This window comes from Bradyrhizobium sp. NAS96.2 (assembly GCF_001908235.1).
Lineage (GTDB): Bacteria > Pseudomonadota > Alphaproteobacteria > Rhizobiales > Xanthobacteraceae > Bradyrhizobium.
In genome coordinates this window covers 18,526-41,186 of sequence record NZ_LGHK01000055.1, presented here as the reverse complement: position 1 = coordinate 41,186, position 22,661 = coordinate 18,526, and the positions used below count along the sequence as shown (strand labels likewise).

The 22,661-nt window shown below is 61.9% G+C and carries 19 protein-coding genes and 1 pseudogene; 8 read left to right on the top strand and 12 right to left on the bottom strand.

Annotated features, from left to right (window positions below; translation table 11 throughout):
- Positions 1-12: 12 nt before the first annotated feature.
- Entirely contained in the window at positions 13-909 is an 897-nt protein-coding gene (locus tag AC628_RS13840) for an NAD(P)H-dependent flavin oxidoreductase (RefSeq protein ID WP_083632876.1), read from the top strand.
- Positions 910-932: 23 nt separating this feature from the next.
- On the top strand, positions 933-2,150 hold the full coding sequence (locus AC628_RS13835; protein WP_074127387.1) for an ABC transporter substrate-binding protein: 1,218 nt from the start codon (positions 933-935) through the stop codon (positions 2,148-2,150).
- Positions 2,151-2,799: 649 nt separating this feature from the next.
- Here AC628_RS13835 and AC628_RS42865 read toward each other — a convergent pair.
- Positions 2,800-3,072, bottom strand: a complete 273-nt coding sequence (locus AC628_RS42865; protein ID WP_143201588.1) for a hypothetical protein — start codon at positions 3,070-3,072, stop codon at positions 2,800-2,802.
- A gap of 564 nt (positions 3,073-3,636) precedes the next feature.
- On the opposite strand from AC628_RS42865, the pseudogene AC628_RS13830 reads away from it, so the two are divergent.
- The 4 genes and pseudogenes from AC628_RS13830 (at position 3,637) to AC628_RS13810 (ending at position 5,946) form a co-directional block, all read left to right on the top strand.
- Positions 3,637-4,087: pseudogene (locus AC628_RS13830) on the top strand (Hsp20 family protein).
- A gap of 91 nt (positions 4,088-4,178) precedes the next feature.
- Complete coding sequence (locus AC628_RS13825; RefSeq protein ID WP_210190203.1) at positions 4,179-4,697, top strand: hypothetical protein; 519 nt, start codon at positions 4,179-4,181, stop codon at positions 4,695-4,697.
- A 512-nt stretch (positions 4,698-5,209) separates the two neighbouring features.
- Positions 5,210-5,428, top strand: coding sequence for a Lar family restriction alleviation protein (locus AC628_RS46120; RefSeq protein ID WP_074127350.1), 219 nt, complete (start codon positions 5,210-5,212; stop codon positions 5,426-5,428).
- 146 nt (positions 5,429-5,574) lie between these two features.
- A complete protein-coding gene (locus tag AC628_RS13810; protein ID WP_074127349.1) occupies positions 5,575-5,946 on the top strand; it encodes a TetR-type transcription factor C-terminal domain-containing protein in 372 nt (123 codons plus the stop codon).
- 73 nt (positions 5,947-6,019) lie between these two features.
- Here AC628_RS13810 and AC628_RS13805 read toward each other — a convergent pair whose 3' ends face one another.
- From AC628_RS13805 to AC628_RS13775, 7 genes are all read right to left on the bottom strand, one after another.
- Positions 6,020-7,222, bottom strand: a complete 1,203-nt coding sequence (locus tag AC628_RS13805) for an ABC transporter substrate-binding protein (protein ID WP_074127348.1) — start codon at positions 7,220-7,222, stop codon at positions 6,020-6,022.
- 99 nt (positions 7,223-7,321) lie between these two features.
- Positions 7,322-8,092 (bottom strand): enoyl-CoA hydratase/isomerase family protein, encoded by a 771-nt coding sequence (locus tag AC628_RS13800; protein WP_074127347.1) that lies wholly within the window; start codon positions 8,090-8,092, stop codon positions 7,322-7,324.
- Between the two features lie 28 nt (positions 8,093-8,120).
- A complete protein-coding gene (locus AC628_RS13795; RefSeq protein WP_074127346.1) occupies positions 8,121-10,121 on the bottom strand; it encodes an acetyl/propionyl/methylcrotonyl-CoA carboxylase subunit alpha in 2,001 nt (666 codons plus the stop codon).
- Positions 10,122-10,138: 17 nt separating this feature from the next.
- The gene (locus AC628_RS13790; RefSeq protein ID WP_074127345.1) at positions 10,139-11,746 is read right to left on the bottom strand and encodes a carboxyl transferase domain-containing protein; all 1,608 of its coding nucleotides are present in this window, start codon (positions 11,744-11,746) and stop codon (positions 10,139-10,141) included.
- Between the two features lie 168 nt (positions 11,747-11,914).
- Complete coding sequence (locus tag AC628_RS13785) at positions 11,915-12,334, bottom strand: Zn-ribbon domain-containing OB-fold protein (RefSeq protein ID WP_074127344.1); 420 nt, start codon at positions 12,332-12,334, stop codon at positions 11,915-11,917.
- On the bottom strand, positions 12,331-13,512 hold the full coding sequence (locus AC628_RS13780; RefSeq protein ID WP_074127343.1) for a thiolase C-terminal domain-containing protein: 1,182 nt from the start codon (positions 13,510-13,512) through the stop codon (positions 12,331-12,333). Before AC628_RS13780 ends, AC628_RS13785 begins: the two co-directional genes overlap by 4 nt.
- A complete protein-coding gene (locus AC628_RS13775; protein WP_083632870.1) occupies positions 13,509-15,050 on the bottom strand; it encodes a class I adenylate-forming enzyme family protein in 1,542 nt (513 codons plus the stop codon). The genes AC628_RS13780 and AC628_RS13775 overlap by 4 nt, the downstream gene beginning before the upstream one ends.
- 132 nt (positions 15,051-15,182) lie before the next feature.
- On the opposite strand from AC628_RS13775, the gene AC628_RS13770 reads away from it, so the two are divergent.
- Positions 15,183-15,992, top strand: coding sequence for an enoyl-CoA hydratase/isomerase family protein (locus AC628_RS13770; RefSeq protein WP_074127342.1), 810 nt, complete (start codon positions 15,183-15,185; stop codon positions 15,990-15,992).
- 72 nt (positions 15,993-16,064) lie between these two features.
- On the opposite strand, the gene AC628_RS13765 is transcribed toward AC628_RS13770, so the two are convergent.
- Positions 16,065-18,011, bottom strand: a complete 1,947-nt coding sequence (locus AC628_RS13765; protein WP_074127341.1) for an AMP-binding protein — start codon at positions 18,009-18,011, stop codon at positions 16,065-16,067.
- 95 nt (positions 18,012-18,106) lie between these two features.
- On the opposite strand from AC628_RS13765, the gene AC628_RS13760 reads away from it, so the two are divergent.
- The gene (locus AC628_RS13760; RefSeq protein ID WP_074127385.1) at positions 18,107-18,892 is read left to right on the top strand and encodes an enoyl-CoA hydratase/isomerase family protein; all 786 of its coding nucleotides are present in this window, start codon (positions 18,107-18,109) and stop codon (positions 18,890-18,892) included.
- 7 nt (positions 18,893-18,899) lie between these two features.
- Here AC628_RS13760 and AC628_RS13755 read toward each other — a convergent pair whose 3' ends face one another.
- The 3 genes from AC628_RS13755 to AC628_RS13745 all read right to left on the bottom strand — a co-directional run bounded on the left by AC628_RS13755 (position 18,900) and on the right by AC628_RS13745 (position 22,610).
- On the bottom strand, positions 18,900-19,700 hold the full coding sequence (locus AC628_RS13755) for a TetR/AcrR family transcriptional regulator (RefSeq protein ID WP_210190202.1): 801 nt from the start codon (positions 19,698-19,700) through the stop codon (positions 18,900-18,902).
- 184 nt (positions 19,701-19,884) lie between these two features.
- Positions 19,885-21,093, bottom strand: coding sequence for a TetR/AcrR family transcriptional regulator (locus tag AC628_RS13750; protein ID WP_074127340.1), 1,209 nt, complete (start codon positions 21,091-21,093; stop codon positions 19,885-19,887).
- Entirely contained in the window at positions 21,093-22,610 is a 1,518-nt protein-coding gene (locus tag AC628_RS13745; RefSeq protein WP_074127339.1) for an AMP-binding protein, read from the bottom strand. Before AC628_RS13745 ends, AC628_RS13750 begins: the two co-directional genes overlap by 1 nt.
- Positions 22,611-22,661 lie beyond the last annotated feature (51 nt).

The window sequence follows — 22,661 nt, the reverse complement described above, 5'->3', positions numbered from 1 at the left end:
ATCGCGGCTCCAATGCTGCGGGTGTCGGGTGTCGATCTCGTGACCGAGGTGTGCCGGGCGGGCGCGATCGGCGCGTTCCCGACCGCGAATGCGCGCTCGGTCGAAGAGCTCGACGCCTGGCTCGGCCAGATCGCGAGCAATGTTGCCGGCCTCGATCGGCCAGCGGCGCCGCATTGCCCAAACCTCATCATCCGCCAACCGCGCTTCAAGGACGATCTCGCCTGCCTCGTGCGACACAAGGTGGAGATGGTGATCACCAGCGTCGGCTCGCCGGCCGCTGCGGTCGCGCCGCTGCACGACGTCGGCTGCCTCGTATTCGCCGATATCGCCTCGCTCCGCCATGCGGAGAAAGCGATCGAGGCCGGCGCTGACGGCCTGATCCTGCTCACTGCCGGCGCCGGCGGACAGACCGGCTGGGCCAATCCGTTTGCCTTCGTACGCGCGGTCCGCGCCATGTTCGATGGTCCGATTGTGCTTGCGGGCGGTGTCACCGATGGCGCTTCGCTGGCAGCGGCACGGCTGCTTGGTTGCGACCTCGCCTATATGGGCACGCGATTCATCGCGACGCGCGAGAGCATGGCAAGCGACGCCTATCGCCGGATGCTGGTCGACAGCACGCTCGACGACGTGATGCTGACAAAGGCCTTCACCGGGCTCGACGCCAGCATGCTGCGGCCATCGATCGTGGCGGCCGGTCTCGATCCATCGAACCTCGATGAATCGGTATCGGAGGCCCGCGCGAAGGAAAAATTCGGCGGCAAGAATTCCGGCGACGGACCGCGGCGCTGGACCGAGGTCTGGAGCGCAGGACACTCGGTGTCGGGTGTACGCGCGATTGAAGGTGCAGCCGAGCTCGTGGCGGAACTGGTCAGACAATATCAAGCGGCGTTCGCAGACTGCGTTCCATGAGCCGCGCATCCAGGGAGGACATCATGACGATCAATCGGCGGACGCTGCTCGCGGGAGCGGCGACGGGTCTAGCGGCTGGGCTGATATCGCGAACTGCACGTGCCACCGGGTCATACGATCCGGGCGCCAGCGACAAGGAGATCCGTATCGGGCAGTTCGGTCCCCTGAGCGGCCCGGTGTCTTCGTTCGGCGTGCTGGCGAACGCGATGGACGCCTATTTCCGTATGGTGAACGAACAGGGCGGGATCAACGGCCGCAAGATCACCTTCATCAACTATGACGACGCCTACAGTCCGCCGAAGTCGGTGGAGGCGGCGCGTCGGCTGGTCGAGGGCGACGAGGTCCTGTTTATCGCAGGCGCGATGGGAACGCCCGGCAACATCGCCGTCCAGAAATACATGAATGCACGGAAAGTCCCGCATCTATTCCTCGCGGCCGCTGCAGGCAAGCTGTCCGATCCCGCCAACAATCCGTGGACGATGGTGAGCGGCACGACCTACGAGGTCGAAGGTGCGGTGATCGGCCGCCACATCTCAAGCGCTTTTCCGGACGCGAAGATCGCGGTGCTCTACCAGAATGACGATGCGGGCAAGGCGACCCTGACCGGGCTGAAGGGCGGCCTTGCTGCCAGGGCATCGCAGATCATCTCCGAGCTCAGCTATGCGACCGGCGACCCGACGATCGATTCCCAGATCGTGCAGATGAAAGTTTCGGGAGCCGATGTCGTCAGCCTGATCACGATCCCCAGGATGGCGAGCCAGGCGCTGCAGAAGATGGCCGCACTCAACTGGAAGCCCCAAGTGTATCTCGGCTCCGGCAATTCCTCGACCCGCTCGAGCTTGAAGCCTGCAGGCTTCGAGAACGCGCAGGGCGTGCTGGCAGCAACTACGCGTCAGGATCCGGGCAATCCGCTGTGGGCCGTGCAGAGGGGTATGCAGGATTATTTGGCTTTCCTCGACCGGTACGTGCCGAATGCCGACCACGCCGACGATCTCTACGCGATCGGCTACACGATCGCGGCAACAACGTCGCATGTCATTCGCTCTTGCGGCGACGATTTGACCAGAGCGAACGTTCTTCGGCAGGCGACGAACCTCTCCAACTTCGCGGCTCCGCTGCTTGTTCCCGGGATCAGTATGAGTACGACGCCAACCGACTACGTTCCTATCAAGAAGTTTCAATTGATGCGGTTCAGAGGCAATGCGTATGAGAAGCTGGGTGATCTGCTGAGCGTTTCCTAACTTGAAACGCCACGAGAGCTGCCGCTCTCTGGACGAATCGGACGGTGGCCGAGGTCCAATGGTCCGTGAAAGGTCAACACGTGACCTCACCAGAGTGGCAGCTCTTGGGCGCAAAGCGGGCCTGAATGTCTGGGAAACGGAGTGGTCCGGTGAGCGGTACGGACGATCACTGTACAAACCGAACCAGGGATTTCCTGATCGTTGACGGTATCGGAAGCAAAGCCGTGCGAGTGTGGCGGTGTTTCTTACGGCAAAGCACGCGCGGCCACTTAGTCGATTGACTCCGATACTTGCCGATGCCGCCATTCCTCCAAGCGGTTTGAATTTTCCTGTGAATTCAAAACCAAAAAGTTAGCGCGGATATACCGTCGGGATTTGACTGTCGGCTTTGAAAATTTGCACTTACAAATCAACGCGGTAGTGTTGTCCTAAATGATTGAGTGGGTAGTGTGGTCGGCGGCTGACGCGCAGTTTGGCGTAGGTTTTCCTAGGGTTATTCTCACTCCTTTCATCTTGGTCGATGACCACCGTTGTATGCGTTGGCTTACGCAAAGGCGGAGTTGCTCTGAAATGGCTCATGCTGGCCTCAAGCCGCGTAACCATCGCACTGATATCCTTTCGAACGATAGGAGGATGAGATGATCTCGCATCAAATCATTGGCTCCGCTCGTGCGGAGAAGCACCAAAAGGGCCGTTCGCGCGTTGTCATTCGCAATTTGATGACAGCCTTGCTGGCTTCGGCTTTGACATTACCCTCGCTGGCCGCTTGGGGAACGGAGAATTCGCCGGTGCGAGCAGTGACGAGAACTGGTGGGACGCTGCCGTTACCGCCGCTCCGGTATCTAGACTCGATGCCCTGGATGAAATGGAACGCTTCGGCGCCGACGTTGAAGATTGATACACTGATGTCTCCAACTGTCACGCCCTGGGGTATCCTGGAAACTCCTCAGGATCGGACAAAGGCGCAACCAGCGTTCAGTTGACCGTCGTGTGGCTTGCGCAGTGCGGGCGGCGAGCGCCCTTACTGTGCTGAGACGTCTTTGCTTTGCTCATGTTGGAATTGCAAACCGCGACAAGATGGCCGTCCCCGACTGGCTGGCCCGTTCCGGCTGCGGACGATCACGTTCGTAGCTTTCTGATCGAAAGCGAGCAGCGGGTCGTTTTGCATTGCAAAAAATTACTCTGCGCCCCGAACTTATCCAGCGAAGAACAGCGCCGGCTGATGCGGCTGCTTGAGGATGCCGAAGCCAGGCTGCGGGATCTCGCTCCATGAGCCGCACCCCAAAATTGACCGCGGGAAATTCAGCCAAAAATTTTTGAGCGTGCTCTTGAAATCGCGTCGAACTCTTCTAGTTCGATTTTTGCCGCCTGTCGGCGGCGCCGGGCGCCAGCTTTGGGTCCGGCGGACTGACTGGGCGCCGGACAGGTGTCTTCACTGGTGTCTTGCGCTCCTTCGTACCCATCTTGCTCTTAGGAGGACCTGGCTATGAGGACTTACGATTTCGCTCCCCTGTGGCGCTCGACCGTCGGCTTCGACCGTCTTTTCGATCTCCTCGACGAAACCCAGCACCGGACAGAGGACAACTATCCGCCCTATAACATCGAGCGGCTTGGCGAAGATCGATATCAGATCTCGCTGGCATTGGCTGGCTTCAACCCGGATGAGATTGCGGTGACAGCCGAGCAGAACGTCCTGACAGTGGAGGGCCGGAAAGGCGATAAGGACCAGCACGAATATCTCTACCAAGGTATCTCGGCTCGGCCATTCAAGCGGCAGTTCAATCTTGCAGACTACGTCCAGGTGAAGAATGCGGCGTTCGACAACGGTCCTGCTTCGGATCGAACTCGTCCGCGAAATCCCCGAGGCCATGAAGCCTCGTCGCATCGCAATCGACGGTGCGACTGCTAGCGCGCAGATCACGAAGAAGGCGGCCTAAGCCTCGAAGGCGGCGACGTCATTGCCGCCGCCTTTGTCCCTAGACACACATCAACCCGTCTCTCGACGAAAGGAGCAAAAGGAGACAAGAGATGAGCCAGGTCGATCGCACCATCAAGAACGTTGTGCCCTTCTTTCACCCTGTATCGCACTACAACGCACCCCGAGACGTGTTGAACGATGCCAAACTCTCGACTGATGAGAAGCGAGTGATTCTCTCGTCGTGGGCGTCGGATATGTATGTTGTCGAATCCCATCCGGCTTTGCGTGAAATCCCGGGTATTCCGCACAGGTTGCGTCTAGATGATATTTTGGCGGCGCTGAAGCAGTTGGACGGCGAGGATGACCCGCCGCCACGCGGAGGATTGGCGATGCGACTGCCTCGTTTCAGCAGGCTCGATTGCATTGCTCTCGACCAGCCGCAGCGTTCGATCGGCAGGCAAGGGATGACGAGACGGCATGCGTCGATGCAAGCCTCACGTGCGCAGAGTCATTCGCGATGGACTCGCGAAGCAAATGTGAGGCGATATCGCAAACTCCTCAACACGCGACTGACCGACATCGAACGCAACTTTATAGAACGGCGGCTCGCTGAAGAATTGCGCGGTTGAGCATCCCAAGCTCAGCTCGTTGAATTACTTTGGCGTCTGCGACAAGGAGCGAAAGGACTGCCCTCGTAGGGAGTGCCTACGGAGAAGCGTAGAACCGAAAAGCAAGAAAGAAGGACGGATGAGTGCAGCTTCATTGGCTCAGGTTAAGATCGGTACCGAAGCTCTCGCTCTCTGCATCGCAGGAGTTCTGTGCGAACGGGATCCGTCACTACTGGCTGCCTTCCGAGAGAGAGTAGAAATACTTTATCGCGTCCTCGATGATCGTGGAGACCGCGAAGCGGCGGCAATGGTTAGCGCGTTTGGGAGAGCGCTGGTTGATCCGGCATTCAAACGTCCGTCGAACTAGAACATGGCCTCCCATTGCGGTCATGTGGTCCTTTGAGATGAACCGCATCCGCAGTGTGTATTGCAGCTTCCTGTGCTGATGTCGGCCCAATGACAAGCCAATTATAGCCGGCGCCCAACACGCCGCCCGCATTCTCTCTGGTGCGCAAACTAGACCAGGCTAGCGAATGGCAAGAACAGTTGGAGATAAATCCGCTTCCGATCCAACGCCCACGATCCTCCTCCTCTCTGGGTCGCTACGGCCGTGCCCTTTCTGCGCCTCATCGGACCTTTGGATCAGCAGTGACCTCGAGACGAAGTTCGTTGCCTGCAAGAAGTGCGCGGCGTTCGGCCCCACTGCGCCGACGGTCACCTTGGCCACGGAGCGCTGGAATAAGCGATCCTGATGACGATCGCGCATGGCGACGGGCGCTAACGATGCGAGCTATGAAGTGCTGGACAAAAGATACGTACCACGCGGGTGCGATGTCACACAAGTTCAAGGATATGGTCATAGTGCAGTCCGGCGGCGCGGATCGATCTCGAGACGCAGGTGTTCAGGAAATATCGCTTTCGCGATCGCCTCGAAGCGCTGATCAGGCGGCATCTCGAGGTCTTCGTCTCCGACACTGATCTCTGCCGCCTGTTTATCGCGGAAGTGCGGGGCGCGAGCGACTACGAAGGCTCGGCGATCCGGGAGATGAACCGGCGCTATACCTCGGTGTTGATCCGGATCGTCAAGGACGCCGTCAAGACCGGGGAGGTGAGGCCGGACGTCAATCCAAAGCTGCTGCGCGACGTGCTGTTCGGCGCGATCGAGCATCTGGCTTGGCGATACGTCAACGGTCGCGGGCAGCTCAGGGTGGCCCAGACCGCGCGTGAGCTGGCCGCGATGCTCGCCATCGGCATCTGCGTGGACGGGTAACGAGGAGCGGGCGTGCGAAACACGCCGACTGCATCGGCACGTCGCATTCGCTGAGGTACCTGACCCGATCAGCTTACTTCTTCAGGAGCTGGCATTTCGACTCGGAGACCGGCCGATAGGCGTCCTCGCCTTTGACGGTCTTGACGATGTCGAGGTAGTCCCACGGTTCTTTTGACTCGGACGGCTTCTTCACCCTTGCGAGATACATGTCGCGGACGACCCGGCCGTCCTCGCGCAGCTTGCCACCGTGCACGAAGGTGTCCTCGATCGGCAGTTCGCGCATTTTCGCCACCACCTTTGCCGGATCGTCCGTACCGGCTGCCTGGATCGCCTTGAGATAGTGCAGCACCGAGCCATAGACGCCGGTGTGGATCATCGTCGGCATCACCTTGGTTCTGGCGAAGAACTTCTTCGACCATGCGCGGGTCTTTTCATCCATATTCCAGTAGGAGGCAGTCGTCATGTAGGTGCCTCGTGCGGATTGCAGGCCGATGGCGTGCACGTCGGTATCGAACATCAAGAGGCCGACGAGTTTCTGGCCACCCTGCACGAGGCCGAATTCGCCGGACTGCTTGATCGCGTTGTCGGTATCCTGGCCGGCGTTGGCGAATGCCACCACATCCGCTTTGGAGTTCTGCGCCTGCAAAACGAACGAGGAGAAATCGGCCGTGTTGGTCGGATGCCGCACACTGCCGAGCACCTTGCCGTCCAGCTCCTTGATGAAGCGCACGGCGTCCTTCTCCAGTTGCTGGCCGAACGCGTAGTCGGCCGTCACAAAGAACCAGGATTTGCCGCCTTCATTGATGACCGCCGAGGCCGTCACCTTGGATAGGGCATAGGTATCGTAGGCGAAGTGAACGGTGTTGGGGCTGCACAGTTCGTCGGTCAGCGAGCTTGCACCTGGCCCCGAGAGCAGCGCGATCTTGTTGCGTTCCTTGACCATGTTGTGGATGGCGATCGCGATCCCCGAGTTCGGAATGTCGGCGATGGCATCGACCTTGCCATTGTCGAACCAGTCCCGCGCGATTTGCAGGCCGACGTCGGTCTTCATCTGGTGATCGGCACTGGCGATCTCGATCGGTTTGCCGAGCACCGTCGGGCCGAATTCCTCGACGGCCATTTTGGCCGCTTCGACCGATCCTGGCCCGCTATTGTCGCGTCCCCAGCTCGAAAGGTCGGTCAGCACGCCAATTCGGACGACATCGTCTGAGATCTGCGCTGAGGCTGTCGACGCTGTCGCCACGACGATGGCCAAGGCCAGGAAATGCTTTTTCACGAGTTCTCCCTCATTTTCTTCTGTTGAATTTTGGTGTCGTGCGCCCCGCAGGCGTGCGATCTGCGAAACGATGATGGTTGCGATGACGGCGAAGGTGAGCTACCGCTCGCCGAATTGCGGTTCCCGCTTCTCGCGAAATGCGCTGATGCCTTCGCGGGCGTCGGCATGCGTCAGCAGGAACGGAAAGCCATCGATCGCATGGCGCATCTCATCGCCGCCGAGGCCGCGGTTGTAGAACGACTTTGCCATCCGCACCGCAAGGCGCGGTTGCGCGGCAATGCGTTCAGCGAACGCCAGCGCGTCGGAAAGAAGCCTGTCGTCGGGGACGACGCGTGAAACGATGCCGAGCTGGCATGCCTCGGCGGCGCTGACGGGGTCGCCGAGCATGCTCATCTCCTTGGCTTTCGCGCGCCCGACGATGTCCTTCAGGCGGACGATGGCGAAGCCGGGTAGCAGTCCCAGCTTGATCTCGGGGACGGCGAAGCGGGCGCTTTCGGCGGCGAAGATGAAGTCGGACGCGATCGCAAGCTCGAAGCCGCCGCCATAGGCAATACCGTTGACGGCCGATATCACCGGCTTCAGCGCCCGTTCCGGGGCCGACAACACGTCCATGGCGCCGATGAAGAAGGCGCGGGCCTTGTCTGGATCGAAATCGAAGTTGCCGATATCTGCGCCAGCGCAGAAGGCTTTGCCGCCGGCGCCGGTGATGATGCTGACGCGCACCTGATCGTCGTTGTCGGCGCGCTTCAGGCCTTCGAGGATGCCTGCGCGAATGCCGGTCGTCAGTGCGTTCAGCTTGTTCGGCTCGTCAAGGGTCAAGATCGCGATGTTGTCCCGGACCTCATAGTTCACGCTTTCCAATCGTAACATGTGCTTTCCTGGTATCTCGAGAGGCGGGCTATTGCAGGGCGAGGTCCGGCTCGATTACGGCCACGACGGCATTTCGCTCGACCGTGTCGCCGGGCTTGAAATGGACTGCGGTCACGACGCCATCGACTTCGCTGGCGATGCGCAGTTCCATCTTCATGGACTCCATGATGACGGCGGCATCGCCGGCCTTGACGCGGGTGCCGACCGCAACATTGACCTTGAGCACCACGCCGGTCATCGGAGCACGTAGCTCGCCGCTGATGTCGGGACTTGTGCTGATGTACCGCAGATAGGGAATCGCGGTCATGGTATGGGCGGCGCGCGCGTCGTGGACGAAGATCGCCTGATCCTTCTGGAAGATACGCACGGTCTCGCGACGCGCGTTCACCTCAGTGGCGAAGTCCCCGTCAGGGAGCTGCGAAAGCTTCACCGAAATCCTGGCATCGTTGACGCCGATCAGCATCGTGCCGTCCGCCTGCAACGGCGCAAAGCGGATTTCCGCGCTGGCGCCGGCGCTCTCGAGGTGCAGGAGGGGGATCGGCGACATGCCGTCGTCTCCCTGCGCCATCTGCCAGCCGGTCAGCCCGCTGGATTGCCATGGGTTGTCGGAGCTGACAGCGCGCTGGCGCATCATCCAGAAATAGGCCCCAAGCGCCAACGCGTCGGCGGCGAGGCCATCGGCGCGCGGCGTGAGCGCGTCGATCTGCTCGTCGATGAGGCGGGTATGGAATGTCGCGGCCCGGGTCGCGGGTAGGGCGATCAGGCGCTGGAGGAACTCCCTGTTGGTGATGACGCCGAAGATCGACGTCTCGTCGAGCGCCTTGTGAAGCTGATCGAGTGCCTGGTCGCGGGAAGCCGCGTGAGCGATCAGCTTGGCCAGCATCGAGTCGTAGTAGGGCGTAACGGTCGATCCGCTCTCGATGCCGGTCTCGACGCGGATGCCATCGGACGGAAACCTGACATAGGCGACCTCGCCGGTCGACGGCATGAAGCCGTCGTTCGGATCCTCGGCGCAGATGCGCGCCTCGACCGCATGGCCCCGGCACGTCACATCGTTCTGCGCAACCGGCAGGCCTTCGCTTGCGGCGATGCGCAGCATGGTCTCGACGATGTCCATGCCGGTGACCAGTTCGGTCACGGGATGCTCGACTTGAAGCCGCGGATTGACCTCCAGGAAGTAATAGTCGGTGCCGCTGACAATGAACTCGACCGTGCCGACACCACGATATCGGAGCCTGCGGCCGAGCCGGACGGCGTCGTCGAGGATACGCTGGCGAACATGGGGCGGCAGGTTGGCGGCGGGCGCCTCCTCGATCAGCTTCTGGTGGCGGCGTTGCAGCGTGCATTCGCGTTCGAACAGGTGAATCACGTTGCCGTCGCCGTCTCCCGCGATCTGCACTTCGAGGTGCCGGCCTTGCTGGATCAATTTCTCGACGATCAGTCCCGCGTCGCCGAATGCATTCTTCGCCTCGCGCATCGCGGACTCGATTTCGTCGCGGAGCCTGTCGAGCGTCGTGATCGCCCGCATGCCCTTGCCGCCGCCGCCGGCTGCAGCCTTCAGCATGACGGGCAGTTCGAGCCGGCGAACGCTGCGTTCAATTTCGACGGGATCCTGGCTCGGAATTTCGCTGCCGGGCACCGTGGGGACGCCGGCCGCGACGGCCTCGCGTTTCGCCGATGCCTTGTCGCCGAGCCGTTCGATAGTTTCCGGCGCCGGTCCGACGAACACCAGCCCTGCGGCTTCGACCGCGCGGGCGAAGGCCGCGTTCTCGGCCAGGAAGCCGAAGCCGGGATGAATGGCCTCGGCGCCGGTGGACTTTGCTGCAGCTATCACCGCATCGATCCGCAGGTAGCTTTCCGAGGCCGGCGCGCCACCGATCTCGATCGATTCGCCGATGGTCCTGACATGCAACGCGTCTGCATCGGCGATGGAATGCACGCCGGCCACCGTGACGCCGAGACGGCGGCAGGTGCGGGCGATACGGCAGGCGATTTCGCCGCGATTGGCGATGAGGATCTTCTTGAACATGGCGGGTCTCCTGCCGACTACATCCGCAACACGCCGAAATCGGTGTGCTGATGCGGGATCCGACCGGCCAGATCGAGTAGCAGCGCCATCACGGTGCGGGTTTCGAGCGGATCGATCACCATGTCGCACCAGGTATTGCGGGCGAAATTGTAGGCATTGGCGAAGTCCTCAAATGTTCGCCGGGTCGGCGCCATATAGGCCTCGCGCTCGGCGTTCGTCCAAGTCGTGCCTTCGCGTTTGTGAACCTCGTCGCGGACCATCGCGAGCGTTGTGGCGGCCTGGTCAGGTCCCATGATCGCGGAACGGGCATTCGGCCACATCATCATGGCGTTCGGCCGGAACGCCCGACCGCACATCGCGAGGTATCCCGCGCCATAGGCATTGCCCATGATCAGCGTGTATTTCGGCACGTTCGCGCTCGCCATCGCCGTGATCATCTTCGCGCCGTTCTTGGTGATGCCGCCTTCTTCCGCCTCGCGGCCGACCATGAAGCCGGTGACGTCGGCCATGAACAGCAGCGGAATGTCACGCTTGCAGCAGAGGTCGATGAAGTGCGTCGCCTTCAGCGCGCTTTCGGAGAACAGCACGCCGTTGTTGCAGAGGATGCCGATCTCGAAGCCCATGATCCGCGCGAAGCCGGTGATCAGGGTGTCGCCGTAGAGCGGCTTGAATTCATGGAATTCGCTGCCGTCGACGAGACGAGCGAGGATGTCGCGATTGTTGGTGGGAACGCGGGGATCCGAGGAGATCAGGCCGTAGATTTCGGCCGGATCGAACAGGGGGGCGCGTGCGGGTGCGACCGTCCAGGTCTGCCGCGGGATTTCGCCGAGATTCGCTACGATCTCGCGCGTGATCGCGATCGCGTGTGCATCGTTCTCGGCGAGATGATCGGTCACGCCGCTGACGCGGCTGTGCATCTCGCCACCGCCGAGTGCCTCAATGCCGACTTCCTCCCGCGTTGCAGCATAGACGAGTTGCGGGCCGCCGAGGAACATGGCGCCCTGGTTTCGAATGATCACCGTCTCATCGCACAAGGCGGGAATGTAGGCGCCGCCTGCGGTCGAGGGACCGTGCACCACGGCAATCTGCGGGATGCCTTCGGCGGACATCCTGACCTGGTTGTAGAAGATCGAGCCGAACTGGCCGTCGTCGGGGAAGATATTGGGTTGGTCGGGCAGGTTAGCGCCGCCTGACTGGACCAGGGTCACGCAGGGGAGGCGATGCTGCCAGGCGAAGCACTGGGCGCGAACGTGCTTCTTGCAGGTGATGCCGTAATAAGTGCCGCCCTTCACCGTGGGTTCGTTGGCGATGATCATGCAGGGACGACCGGAGATCATGCCGACGCCGGTGATGATGCTGCCGCCGGGCGGCACTCCTTCGTACAAGCCTTCGCCGGCCAACTGACAGAATTCAAGGAACGGCGATCCGGGATCGACCAGCGCGGCGGTCCGTTCGCGCGGCAGCAATTGGTCGCGATCCTTGTGAAGCTTGCGCGCCCGTTCGGGGCCGCCGATCGCCGCGGCGGCCCGGCGTCGCCGAAGGTCGGCGACGCGCTCGGCGTAAGCGCTGCGGTTGCGTGCGTATTCCTCGCTCGAGGTTGCGACGTCCGATTTCATCATTGCCATTGCGAGTGGTCCTGGCGGCTGCGCGGCAAGCTCGTCGTCGGCTTGCCGTCGGTGTGAATCTTTCCACGGGGGGGGGGGCGCGATCCTCACGACGTGAACGAGGCGCCAAAATCTAACAATTGTTAGAATCGATCGCGCGGCGATGCAAGAGGAACTCATGCGCGCCTCTCAAGCCTTCCTGAATCGCGGCAGGGTGATGTGGTCGGAGACCTGGTCGAAGGCAAGCTCGACATCCATGTCGAACGTGACGTCCTTCGGGTCGCTGCCTATGAGAGTGCTAATCATGCGTGGCCCTTCCGCGAGCTCGACGAGCAACACAGCGTAGGGCACGTCTGCCTTGAATGCCGGGCCCGGAGCCCGGTGGACCACACTGAAGGAGTGAACCTTGCCGCGGCCGGTTGCCGGCCTGTGCTCGAGCTCGTCGCTGCCGCATTCGCGGCAAGTGGCCTGCTGGTAGTATTGCACGTGGTGGCATTGGCGGCAGTGCTGCAGTAGAAGCTTGCCGTGTTGCAGGCCGCGCCAGAACGCGGCCGTGTCGGCATCCGGCGCAGGCAGGGGCTTTCGGGTGGAATCTTCCGAGACCGTCACAGCGCTCCCCGTGTGCCCAGAATGGTCGTGGCGTTGGTGGCGAAACCAGCGCCAAGGCTGTGCACCAGCCCCAGGTAAGCGCCCTCGACCTGCCGTTCGCCACATTGGCCGCGCAACTGCGCGATCACTTCATGGAAGTGGAACAGTGAGCCCGGCATTCCCGAATGCGCGAATGATAGCAAGCCGCCATGGGTGTTGGAGGGAATTCGGCCGCCATAGCTCATCTGCCCGTCGGCGACGAACGGTCCACCTTCCCCCTTCCGGCAGAAGCCGAGGTCTTCGAGCATCATGATCACCGTGCCTGTGAAGCAATCGTAGATGCCGGCGACGTTCATGTCGGTTGGCCGGTAGCCGGCCATCGCATAGGCTCGCTGGCTGGATTCGACGGCGCCGGTCGTGGTGAGGGACGGCATCAGGAAGATGTGCTCATGGGTGTAGCACTCGCCGCAGCCGAGAATATAGACCGGCTTCTCGATCCCGAGCGCCTGCGCATGCTCGGCCGAGGTGAGGACAAACGCCGCACCGCCGTCCGAGATCAGCGAGCAGTCGAGCTTGCGATAAGGCGTCGTGACCATCGGCGAATTCAGCACGTCCGCGGTGGTGATCGGCGTCGTCTGCTGCGCGCCGCGGGTCCGCGCCGCGTGACGCCTGTGCACGACTGCGACCTCCGCCAGTTGCTCGGGCGTGGTGCCGAACTCCTTCATGTGCCGATGGGCCGTCATCGCGAAGGTGTTGGCGACGGGGACGCCGAACGGCATTTCGTATTGCTGATCCCGGCTTTCGGTCAGCGAACGCAGCGCGAGATCCGGCGTCAGCCCGGTCATGAGGCTGTCGGCCGCGACCACCAGCACCACCTTGGCGAGGCCGCCGTGAATGGCGGCCGCGCCGACACTGAACATCGTCGCCGCCGTCGCGCCGGACACCTGCAGCGTATTGGAGAAGGTCGGGCGAATTCCGAAATATTCGCTGAAGGCGACGCTGAAGCGGTGGAACGGGGAGGCGAAAGCGTGGCTCGACAGCACGCCATCCACCTCGCTCTGTTGCAGCCCAGCGTCCGCGAGTGCATTCCTGGCGGCCTCGGCCGCAAGCGAGAGCGGGCTGCGGCCCGGGACCTTGCCGACCGCCGATAGTCCGATGCCGATGACGGCGACCTTCCCGCGAAGACTGGTGTCGCTCATGTGGAAGTCTTCAAAAGCCGTTCGAGTTCGTGGCGCTGGACCTTGCCGCTGGTGGAGCGCGGGAATGCCGTAAAGGAGATGAAGCGGAATTCGCGCGGCCGCTTGTAGCCGGCCAATTCGCGGCGGCACAAATCGGCGAGCTCGGCTTCCGTCATTGGAGCGCCGTTGCGGCAGGCGACAAAGGCGACCGGCGCCTCGCCCCACCTTGCGTCGGCGGCGCGGACGACCGCGACTTCCGTGATCCGATCGTCGCTCAGCAGCACACGTTCGATCTCGGCGGGATAGATGTTCTCGCCGCCCGACTTGATCATGTATTTGGCGCGATCGACGAAATCGAGCGATCCGTCCGGGTTGCGCCTGAACACGTCGCCCATGTGAAACCAGCCGCCGCGGAAGTCGCGCGCATTGGTCTCGTCTGCCTTCCAATAGCCGGAAAACAGCGTCGGGCTGCGGATGGCCAATTCGCCGGGTTCGCCGGGAGCGACCTCGTTGTTGGAGGTGTCCACCAGCTTGATCTCGCAGAATGCGTTCTGTCGCTTGGACAGGCTGGCCGGCACTTCACCGGGCGGGATCAGCGCCCGCGTCGCCGGTGGCAGGCCGGTTTCGGTCGAGCCGAAACTGTTGAGATAAGGAGCGCGGAGCAGTTCGGTGACCGCGGCTATGGCGTGCGGGGGCACAAGGTCCGCCATGGCCCCGCACACACGCACGCCCTTCACCTTCGCGCGCTGCGTCTTCAGGCCGTCGATAAACGCCTCCACCATGCCTGGGATCAGGACCAGCCAGCCAATGTCGTGTTGGGATACGGCCGTCAGCAGCGGTTCCAACTGGAATCCGTCGATCACGATCACGGTTCCGCCGCGCAGCAAGGTCGCAAGTGCGTGGTCGGTCGACGCCATGTGGAACAGCGGCGTCCATGCCACGAACGTGTCGTGCGGCGCTATGCGAAGCTCGGAGGAAAAGACCAGCGCGCGCATCACCATCGCGCGGTGCGAGATGACGGCGCCTTTCGGTAGGCCGGTCGTGCCGCTGGTGTAGAGAATGACGAGTCCGTCTTCCGGCTCTGCCACACACGGGGCCGCGCGCCCGTCCTGCCGTACGAGTTCGCTTTCATATTCCGGCCCGATCTCCAGGATCGGATTCGCCCTGGCGGCGGGCGGGAGGTTTGCTGCGAGATCAGCTTCGACCAAGAGCAGCTTGGGCGACACCAGCTCAATACAGTAGGTGAGCTCGCGCTCGGCCAGCCGCCAGTTCAGGCACGCCGTGATGATCCCGAGATTGGCCGCTGCCAGCTCGATTTCGAGATATTCCGGTCGGTTACGCGACAGCAGGCCGAGCCGGTCGCCCCGCTGGAGGCCCCGCGCGGCGAGCACGGCAGTCAGGCGACGGACCCGGTCGAGCAGCTCGCCATAGGTCACGCGCCGGCCGCGGTGTTCAATTGCAAGTCTGTCGGCATGAAGTTCGGCGCAGGCCTGAAATAGCGTACCGACGGTTCCGATGTCGGATCCGGCGCCTATCTGAGTACTGAACTCGGTTGCCATCGACGTTTCCTCGAGCGCTGTCTTTCGACATTCTTGTCCCAAACCGGTGCTTGCGCCGGCGGATTACAAATTCTAACATCTGTTAGAAATAATTGGTAACGCTTCTTAGGCGCCAACAGCGGGAAGATCAACATGTCCAATCGATACGCCGCCTACACCAGGCTGAGGCTCGACTATCCATCGGAACGGATCCTAAGGATCACCTTCGATCGCCCCGAAACCTACAATTCCGTGGATGCGGAGACCCATACCCAGCTCACCCACATCTGGCGCGACATCGACAACGATCCCGATATCAACGCCGTGATCGTCACCGGGGCCGGAAAGGCATTCTCGGCCGGCGGCGATTTCGAGCTGATCAAGGGACTGCTCGACAATCCGGCGGCGCGGATGGCGACCTGGAAGGAGGCCAAGGACCTCGTCTACAACGTCATCAACTGCAACAAGCCGATCATCTCGGCGATCAACGGCGTTGCCGTGGGGGCCGGTCTCGTGGTCGGCATCCTCGCCGACGTGTCGATCTGCGGCAAGTCAGCACGGATCGTCGACGGTCACACGCGGCTCGGTGTCGCGGCAGGCGACGTTGCCTGCATCATCTGGCCGCTGCTCTGTGGCCTCGCGAAGGCCAAGTATTATCTACTCACATGCAAGCCGCTGTCGGGCGAGGAAGCCGAACGGATCGGCCTGGTTTCACTGTGCGTAGAAGATGCCGAACTCCAGAGGATCGCACTCGAGACGGCCCAAGATCTCGCGACCGGCGCACAGAGCGCGATCCGCTGGACCAAATATGCATTGAACAACTGGCTTCGCGTCAACGGGCCGCTGTTCGATACGTCGACTGCGCTTGAGATCCTCGGCTTTGCCGGCAACGAGGCGCGCGAAGGACTGGCCTCGCACCTGGAGAAGCGCAAGCCCACGTTTCCGAAGGATTGCCCGATCTAGGAGCGATGGGTCCTCGTCAAGGCAACTGACTTGGCCGGTTGCCTTGACGCCTGGATGAATCGGGGCCGGCTGCTACGCCTTGAGCTTGCGTCGGATGTGTTCGATGGCCTCCGGGTTGGCGAGCGCCGACAGATCGCCGGGGTCCTTGTCCTCGAAGACGGCGCGGAGCACGCGGCGCATGATCTTCATGTTGCGCGTCCTTGGCAGGTCGTCGACCAGCAACACCCGCTCGGGGCGGTATGATGTGCCCATTCCGTGCACCAGCGCTTGGGACAATTCTTCGGAGAGCGCGCGGGAATCCTGCGTGGTAGCGCTCGGCACGCAGGCGCACACGATTGCGGAGCCCTTCACCGGATGGGGAACGCTGAAGACTGCAGCTTCCGCCACCTTGCCGGTCGCGGTCAGTATGCCTTCGAGCTCCGCCGGGCCGACGCGCTTGCCCGAGATCTTGATGGTGTCGTCCGAGCGGCCGAGAATATAGTAGAGGCCGTCCTTGCCGCGCATGGCAAAGTCGCCATGCACCCAGATTCCCGGGATCGTTTTCCAGTAACTCTCCAGATAGCGCTGGTCGGCCTTCCACAGGCTCTTGGTCAGCCCGATCGATGCATGACGCAGGACCAGTTCGCCGACCTCGCCGTCGGGGACACGGTGACCCGCCATGTCGACGATGTCTGCGCCGACCCCGAGCGCTGGCCGGGAGAACGCGCACGGATTCATCGGATGGTTCGGGGTGCCGGTGAAGATACAGCCGCCGACTTCCGTTCCGCCGGAAATGTTGATGATCGGGATGTTCGACTTGCAGACATGCTCGAAGAACCATCGCCACGGCGTCTCTGTCCAGGCCTCGCCGCCCGACGCCGTTATCCGCAGGCTCGAGAGGTCGTATTGCTCGACCTCGTCGCCATACCGCATCATGCCGCGCACGATGGTCGGTGAGACACCGAGATAAGTGACCTTGTGTTCGGCGATCAGGCGCCAGAAGCGCCCCGTATCGGGATAGTCGGGGGTCCCCTCGGCGACCAGCAGTCGGCCGCCGGCGAAGCTCGGAATGCAGGCGCACATCGCGCCCACCATCCATCCCATATCGCTGAAGAAGAAAAACAGGTCGGTTGGCTTGAAGTCGCCGCAGATGATCATATCCCGCGTGACCATTGAGCCGATGAAGCTGATGTGTGTCCACACACAGCCCTTCGGCTCACCGGTCGTGCCTGACGTGTAGAGAAGGATGGCGGGGTCTTCGGCGTCCATCACGGCCGTCGGAAGCTCTGCTCCGTCCTGGGCGATCTCGTTCCACCAGTGGTCGCGTCCCGCCTGCATCGGCGTGTCGATGCCGAGGCCGCCGCGGTCGGCCACGATCACATGCTGAACGCTCGGTGCGGTTTCGAGTGCCTCGTCGAGCACCGATTTCAGAGGGGCTGGGGCGCCGCGCCGCCAGGTGCCGTTCGCCGTGATGACCGCCTTCGCCTCGCCGTGGTTGAGCCGCGATCGGATCGGGTCGGGGCCGAAGCCCGAAAACAGCGGCATCACGATCGCGCCGATCTTCAGGGTCGCGAAGAAGGCGACGAAGGTCTCGGGCAGGTTCGGCATGTAGATGGCAACGACGTCGCCCTTGCCGATTCCGAGCTTGCGCAGGCCCGATGCCAGCCGTCCGACGTCGGAGGCGAACTCGGCGTAGGTCAATCGTCGCTGCTCGCGCCTGTCTTCGCCTTCCCAGGCAAGGAACGGCGCGTGCCAGACCGCCGTTCCGCGATGCTTGTCGATGCAATTGAGGACGATGTTGGTGGTCCCGCCGACGCACCAGCGCGCCCACGGCTGGCCGCGTGCAAGATCAAGGATCTTCTCGGGCTGGCGATAGAAGCGGACGTCGCAGAACTTGAGCACTTCCTGCACGAGCCAGGCCGGGTCGGTGTCGGCCCTGGCCGCCAGTATGTCGTAGTCCGGCAGCCCGGTGGCGCGCAGGAACGCGCTGAGGTTGCTCTTGTCCACCAGTTCCGTGGGGGGCGTCCAAAGATACGCCATTGGTTTCCTCCTGCTTCAAGAGCTGCGCCATCTTCTTGCATTTGGCGAGTGGCGATGTATTCTAACAAGTGTTAGAATTCAAGGAAGAAGATATCGTGACCGACAAAGAGCAGGTCCGCTATTCGGCCGAGGGCGGAATCGCAACCGTGACCATCGACCGCCCCGAACGCAAGAACGCGCTCTCCGTCGAGGCGATGAACGGTCTGACCGAAGCGTGGAGCAAGGCCGAAGCCGATCCGTCCGTCCGCGTGATCATCCTGACCTCCGCAGATTGCGGCGTATTCTGCGCCGGGCTGGACCTGAAGCAGGCTGCTGAGATCCGGGCGAGGGACGGGGTGGATATCCTCACGCGAATGCGCGATCCCATGCAACACACGATGCGGAAGGTTTCGAAGCCGATCATTGCCGCGATGACCGGATCCCTGATGGCCGGCGGGATGATGCTTGCGCTGAAGTGCGATCTGAGGGTCGCCTTGCGCGGCACGCGTGCGGGGATAACCGAGGTGAAGATGGGGCGCGGGTCCCCATGGGCGGTGCCGATGCTATGGATGGTGCCGCAGCCGCTGCTGATGGAAATGGTTCTCGCCGGCGAGACGATGCCGATCGAGCGGCTTGCGGAGTACGGCTTTGTCAATTCGCTGGAAGATACGCCACAAGCCGTCCGCGAACGTGCGAACGAGTTGGCGCGGAAGATCGTCGAGGGAGCACCGTTGTCCGTCAAGGCGGCCAAGGCCAGCGTGCTCGCTGCGATGGATCTCGGTCATGCACAGGGGCTTGTCGAGGCCGAGCGGCTGCATGTGGAGGCCTATGCCAGCCTCGATGCGATTGAAGGGCCGAAGGCGTTCGCCGAGAAGCGCAAACCGGTCTGGCAAGGCAGATAGATGGGGGTCAGGGCTTGTTGACGCCTTCGAAGATCAGGGTCTCGGTGCGGCGAGCCAATTCGAGCACGGCATCCCTGTTCTCCAGCCTGAACCATTCGATCGTCCAGTTGAGAGCGCCGATCACGAACATGCGCAATGGCACAACCTCCATGTCGGCGCGGATCTCGCCAGCCTGCCTGGCATCGATGAACAGCTGGTCCCAATATTCTGCGTATGCGCGCCGCAGCGGCCGGTGTGGCCTCTTCAGTTGCTCCGGCAATTGTCCGTAGATTCGAATGTTGGCTGAAGTGAAGTCGCTTGTCTCGAGGAGTGCGACGAGATGGGCCTCGATTGCGAGGCCGATCCTGCGCCGGTGCGGCACCTTGCCGGCTCGTTCGACTGAATTCTTTACGGTCTCGAACACATGGCGGAGGCCCCGGTCCAGCACCTCGTCGAGAATCTGCTCCTTGGAGTCGAAATGGTAGTAGATGCTGCCCGCCTTGATTTTGGCCCTTGCTGCGATCTGACGCAGCGTGGTGGCCGAAAACCCCTGGCGTCGAAACAGCTGCGCAGCTGAGTGCAGGATGAGGTCCCGCGAGCGCTCAGACTTAGATGTTGCGGCCGCAGAGGTTTTGTCAGCCTGGGCCTTGCGCCCTCGGTTTGCGGATGGGACTTTCGGACGGCGCACCGCCGGTCTCGGGCCAGACCGGTCACCGGAACGCAGGGATGACCGCAACGCCTTCATGCTTAGCGCAAACTCCATCTCGAAATATTGGCCTGCCGGCTCGTGCAGCCAATGATCGCTGTCGAAGCAGATTCCGCTGTGCATGGCAACATCTGACAGACGGCACCTGCGATTAGCCATTCTCCATCATCAGCCTTTTTGCTCGGGTAGCTAGTGAGTCTCGGCTCTTCGCCCATGGTGCCGTTCGCGTCCGCCGTCCTGTTGAAGCTGGCTCAAACTGACTGACGAGGGACTGGAATGAGTTAAAGCTTTTCAACCGGTTATCCGGTCAAGCAATAGACCTTCCGTAGCCCTCAAAGAACGGCCGCACGAACAGATCGGCGACGTTCTCGACGGTCAAGTCGGGCACCCACGCCCGCAGGTCGACGGCAGCGTTGATCATCGATGAGAACATCCACGCGGCCACAACGGGCGAAGTGGTTCTGATCGTGCCATCCGCCATACCCTCGCTGAACAATAGGATGAACCCGTTGGTGATGCGGTCGGACTTGTGCAGCAGATCGGCGCGAATGTGCTTGGGGAGTGTCATCAGAGCGGACATCGAGAGCAGCGGCGCCTCTCCGAGCAATTGATGCTCGATCAGGTGGACGGTCAACGCCCAGAGTTTCTCTGCCCCCGAGGCTGGGAGACTGGCTGCCTGTTGTTTCGCCGACTGCACGAGCGCCAGCGAGCGTTCGAAACATGACACGACCAGATCGTCCTTCGCCTCGTTGTGGTGATAGAACGAACCTTTGGTGACGTTCAGCGCAGCCGATATGCGCTCAACCGATGCACCCGCATAGCCTTGCTCATTAAGCACTTTGGTTGCAGCTTTCAGGAAGTCCTCAGCCCGATCATCCCCATGCGGAGATCGATACGCCAAACCGCGAGGCCGTCCGCCGGCGAGGGGGCGGGGCGACACGCCGTCCAACCATATCTTGAGAACGATGCCGGCTATTGCGTCGTATTCGTCTTCGGAGTGCCGCTCGAGCAACGCCGGCATCCAGAAGATCCAGGAGAAGAGCAGGTGAGCATGGGCATTGGAAACCCGGCTCCGCCTGTCTGCGGGATTGCGCAGCAACTGACGAAACTTGCCGAATGTTTGAGCCATGGCATCATCAACGGCTGGGTCCGCAAGGACGCGAACCTCGTCGAAACGGACGATCGCAAGCGCACGTCCGGCCGCCACATCCTGAAGATACCGGCAGTAGTTGGACAGGAAGGACTTGAGCCGACTTTCGACGGTTGTTCCGTCTGCCGAAGCGATGAAGCCCTGGATGCGCTCCAGAGACGAAACGTAGCACGCGCTCGCCAGTTGCTCTTTACGGCGGAAATAATACGCAATGCCGGTTGCAACAATGCCGAGCTTGTTTGCAACTTCGACGAAGGTCATTCCTCTCAGGCCGACTTCGTTGATCAACTGGATCGCGACGCCAAGCACCGCCTCACGGCGACGGAAGCGTTTCGGCCTGGATTGGCTCGCTGCGGTAGGCGCCATCACTGCGATCCACCTTCAAGGGGCATTGGTTCCTTGTCCGGCACGCTCGATACCTCACCAGAAGCCGCCCCTTGTACGCGGTCGGCTCGCAACTGGAATCGTCGTACTTTACCGGCATCGTCTCGCAACGGATAGGCAACTATCTCTATGGATCGTGGGCGCTTGTAGCTGGCCAGGCGTTCTGCCAGATGGTCGTTGAGCTCGTCGAGGTCGATTGTTATGGGGGCCTGCACGATGGCATGAACGCGATGGCCGAGATCCTCGTCGGGAAGGCCGATGACGGCGCTCGTTGCGACAAGCGGATGTTCCTCCAGTGCCGCCTCGACCTCGGCAGGATAGACGTTAGCGCCTCCGACGAGGATCATGTCCGTGCGCCGGTCTGTGAGGTAGAGATAGTTGTCTTCATCCATCCAGCCGAGATCGCCTAGCGTCTCCCACTCTCCGATCCGCTCGGCACTGGCGCCGATGTAGCGGTATGTCGGCTTCCCGCTGCCGGGCATTCTCAAGTATACGGTGCCGACAATCCCGGGCGCTAGCTGTCGTCCTTTGTCATCGAAAATCGCTATGTCGCCGATGACCGGACGGCCGACCGATCCGCGGTGCAACAGCCAGTCTTGGCCTCCGATGACCGTGACTGCCTGGCTCTCTGTCCCGCCGTATAGTTCCCACAGCTTGTCCGCGCCAATCCATCCGATCCAGGCCTCCTTGAGCCGCGGTGGGCAGGGGGCGGCCATGTGCCAGACTGTGCGAAGCGAGGAAATGTCGTTTCGGTCCCGAACCTCCTGGGGCAGTTGCCAGATCCGGCGCATCATCGTCGGTACGAGATAAAGCCAGGATGCCTGGCGATGCGCTACAATTTGCAGAAGCTCTTCGGGATCGAATTTACGCATCAATACCAGGTGGGCGCCTGCAAGAATTGCGATAAGAGCCAGCGAGAACGGGGCGTTGTGGTGGAGCGGGGCGGGCATCAGGGCGATATCGCCCCTTTTGATCCCGTAGAAATCTCCCTCATCCGGTAGGACGACACCTGCTCGACCAGACACGATCAACTTCGGTCGCCCGGTGGATCCTCCAGACGTCGGAGCCTTAAGCGCGGGGGAGATCCGATCGGGTAGATCCGTCTCATCGATGGTTTCCCCAATCAGCATCGCCGGCGTCACGTCAGAAGGCCGCGCCACCGCAGCGCGGATCACCACGCGAGGGCAAGCCAGAGACAAGATTGCCTCGAGCTCTTTGTCCGGCAGCTTGGCGGAGACGGGTTGCGGAATGGCTCCAAGCTTCAGGACCGCACACGTCGCGACCACGAAATCCAGCCCGTTGGGCAAGGCAATGGTGACGAAATCCCCCAGGCTGACGCCTCTCGCTGCCAGTGCGTGAGCCATCCGGTTTGATGAAAGGTGCAATTCCTCCCGCGTCAGGGTGACGCCCTCGAAAGTGATGCAGTCCGCCGACGGCGAATCCCAGGCAAGATTCGCGATTTTTGCGCCGATTGAGATTGCGTGGGGTGTTTCGATCATCGCGCTGTCTGCCTTTTGTTGATCTGGATGGCCTCATCATAACCTGCACTC